At 65.5% G+C, this 2,933-nt stretch carries 2 protein-coding genes and 1 pseudogene; 2 read left to right on the top strand and 1 reads right to left on the bottom strand.

Going from position 1 to position 2,933, the window contains the following annotated elements:
• Nucleotides 1-495, top strand: a 495-nt coding sequence (locus tag ACIOWN_RS34460; protein WP_401984471.1) for a phosphotransferase family protein, incomplete at its 5' end; no start/stop codon positions are given.
• A gap of 4 nt (nt 496-499) precedes the next feature.
• On the opposite strand, the pseudogene ACIOWN_RS34455 reads toward ACIOWN_RS34460, so the two are convergent.
• Nucleotides 500-1,873, bottom strand: a pseudogene (locus ACIOWN_RS34455) (sporulation protein).
• 210 nt (nt 1,874-2,083) lie between these two features.
• Between ACIOWN_RS34455 and ACIOWN_RS34450 the strand changes: the two are divergent.
• Nucleotides 2,084-2,641, top strand: coding sequence for an ATP-binding protein (locus ACIOWN_RS34450; RefSeq protein ID WP_401984472.1), 558 nt, complete (start codon nt 2,084-2,086; stop codon nt 2,639-2,641).
• Nucleotides 2,642-2,933 lie beyond the last annotated feature (292 nt).

Genomic DNA, 2,933 nt, shown 5'->3' with positions numbered 1-2,933 from the left:
CCTGCTGCGGTTGCTCTTGCTTCCCACCTGGCACTACTTCCTCTGGAACCTCACGTCCCAGTCTCCAGGTGTCCAACATCAAGGGGAAGCTTCAAAGATCGGTATGCAGAGCTCCGGTTCGAGACGCCCAAGGGGCCGGTGCATGGGGATGCTCACGTGCAGAACCTCATGGTGGACGACCGTGGGCAGGTGGTGCTCATCGACTTTGAGGCCTTCTGCTACGACCACCCTGAATGGGATCTGATGGTCACGGCCGTTGAACATCACAGCCTTGGGTGGCAGAGCGACGAGCAGTACGCTGACTTTGTAGCCGAGTACGGGCGCGACCTGTACGACTGGCCGGGCTACGAGACTCTGCGGGGCCTCCAAGAGTTCGGTATGACGACGTGGCTGATGCAGAACATCCGGGAGGACGAGAAGACGGCGGCGGAGTACGGCCGACGCATTGCGGCACTGCGTGATGACGCTGCTCCGCGGGATTGGCGTCCTTGGTAGGGCGTTACTCGTCGTCGTCCAGGCGGGCCAGGGCATCGCGTACCTGGTCATTGAAGGTGGTCACCACTGGGTTGCCTACGTGCCCGCTTACCTCGGCCTGGAAGTCGGTAACGTAGCGCTGGAAGCGGTTTGACTGGAGGCTGTCCCCGCCGTCCACGGCCAGGCTGGCTGTCCGGACGGCGGCCTCAAGCTCGCCGTTGAGTAGCTGGCTCTGGGCGAGAACCATGCGGCAGAACCCGAGCGTGCGCGCGTACTTCGGGTCTGTGCTGTCCACGGCTCGTTGTGCCTGCTCGACCGCTTCTCGGCGCATCTTGAGATCGCGGAAGCAGTGGCAGAGTTCACCCATGAGTTCCGCTGAGTCGAAGTAGCTCAGCCACGCGGGATCTTCCCCAGTGTCCGCGCGTTCGAAGTGGCGTTCCGCTTCGTTCATGGCGCGTCCGGCTGCGACTGGGTCGCCTGCGTTCGACAAGGCGCGTGCTTCCATCGCGGAGTAGTTCGCCATGGCACGAGGGGTGGCTCGGCTCTTGGCGCCCTCGACCGCGGCACGGGCTAGTTGGATGGCCTGTGCGTGGTGTCCGAGGTAGTTGGCCTGGTGGCTGAGGTTGCCGAGGATGCGGGCGCCGAACATGCGGTCGTCGATGACCTGGGTCAGGCGCAGCGTGGAAGTCAGGTAGCGGTGGGCGAGCCGGTGATTTCCGGTGTCGTACGCGGTCCATGCGAGCAGTTGCGAGACTTCCGCGGCGGCGCTAAATCACGCGTTGCCCGTCTTCTCGCTGTAGCTGGCGTCCAGCAGGGGCAGGACCTCGTGGCGGAAGTAGTGGCGTAAGGCTTTGTGGCCGTGGCCTCCGCCGTATTTGAAGTCGAGTTGCATGAACATGCTGGCGGCGTCCCTGATGGCGCGGACGTCGCGCATGCCGACTCGTTGGTGTGCGGGGCGGTCGGCCTGGATGCCGTCAGGGCGCGCGATCATCCATGACAGGACCGCTGCGCTGAGGTCTCCGTCCGCGATGGTCAGCTGATCGGCGGCCGGGGCTTCGGCGCGCTCGTCGGCGAGGCTCCCCAACACAGACAGTGCCTCCGGCACCGTGCTGGGGTACCCAATCGGCTCAGGGGCGGCCGGCCGCGCGATGTCGAAGAAGCCAAGATCGCTCGGCGTGAGGCGACGGCCCAGTTTGGCGCTCAGGACATCGGCCATGATCGCTGCTGCCTGCGGCTGGATGCCCGAACCCTCGCGCCAGCGCTTCACGGAAACGTGCGTGGTTCCGAGGCTTACGCCGCGCTGTGCGGCGGCGTCCTGCATCCGCTTGGCCAGACCCTTGTTCGAGACCTTGGCCTCATACATGACGGCGATCAACTGCGCGTTCGGCTCTCGGTTCATGCTCCCCTGCCAACCCGAGAATGACGGCGAGTGTTCATCGTGTCACAGCAGACTCTCGCTGGGGGGTTCATCGGTGAACCCCCTTTGCGTTTGCCGGTGTTCACGTGAACCCCCTGGTGAACGCTCCCGGTCAGAGACCTTCCGTCGTGTACTGGCTTGCGTGCAGCAAGTGGTGACATGAGGGCCGTCTCGGGCTCGGAAGGGGACATGATGGATGCGGGGAAGGCTAAAAGCCTGGCGAGCGAGTTGGACGCCTACGCCCACTGGTTCGTGGCGCCGGATCCGTCGTCTGCTGGGCACTTCCTGACGCTGACGCTCTTCGCCGAGTGCGGCAACACGGCACGCGTCGCGCGGGATCAGACGGCCGAGTTCCTTCGGTGCGCGGGCGCCGCTGACGTGGTGGACGATGCCCGGTTGGTCGTCTCGGAGCTGGTCGGGAACGTGGTGAACCACGCGGTGCCTGATCGGGATCTGGCTCGGCCGGGTGGCTGTCGGCGTATCGACGTGATCTTCAAGGTGTGGCCGAAGTGGCTGTTCATCGGCGTTGCTGATGAGGACTCGACGCCTCCCCTGCTGCCGGTGTGCGAGACCTTCTCGCCGGGGCTGGTGGGGGAGCTGTCCGAGGCGGTGTTGCCGGACAGCGGGCGTGGGCTGCTCATCGCTCAGCGACTTGCCACGGCCGTGTGGTGGACGCCGGGAGACGGGGGCGGCAAGACGGTCTGGTGCCGCTTCGATCTGGACGGCGGTGCTGAGCACAGACCGCGCTGATGATCTCCGATCCGCCGCCTGTGGTTCTCCCTCGCGATCGGGAGTCGGCGGCGGACCGGACACCGATCGGAGCTTGACCTACTCCGGTCGCGGGCGCGGTCCCTTCAGTCGTGGGAGCTCCCCTCCTGGCTGAGGGGCCGCGCCTCACAACCTCATACCGAGACCGGGCCACCCCATCAGCCCTGGAAAGCGAAGGGTGGACTTTCCCCGTGATGCTGGACACTCGTTGCTTACGCCGCGAGGGCGTGTTCTTGCTCGTGTCGCTGTCGGATCTCCAGCGGGGTGAGGTATC

Origin of the sequence: Streptomyces sp. NPDC087787 (assembly GCF_044743035.1) — a bacterium.
Classification (GTDB): domain Bacteria; phylum Actinomycetota; class Actinomycetes; order Streptomycetales; family Streptomycetaceae; genus Streptomyces.
This window is presented reverse-complemented; position numbering and strand designations above follow the sequence as displayed.

Excerpts from the sequence above, each read along its gene's own strand:
- ACIOWN_RS34450 (WP_401984472.1), top strand. The coding sequence starts at position 2,084 with ATGGATGCGGGGAAGGCTAAAAGCCTGGCGAGCGAGTTGGACGCCTAC.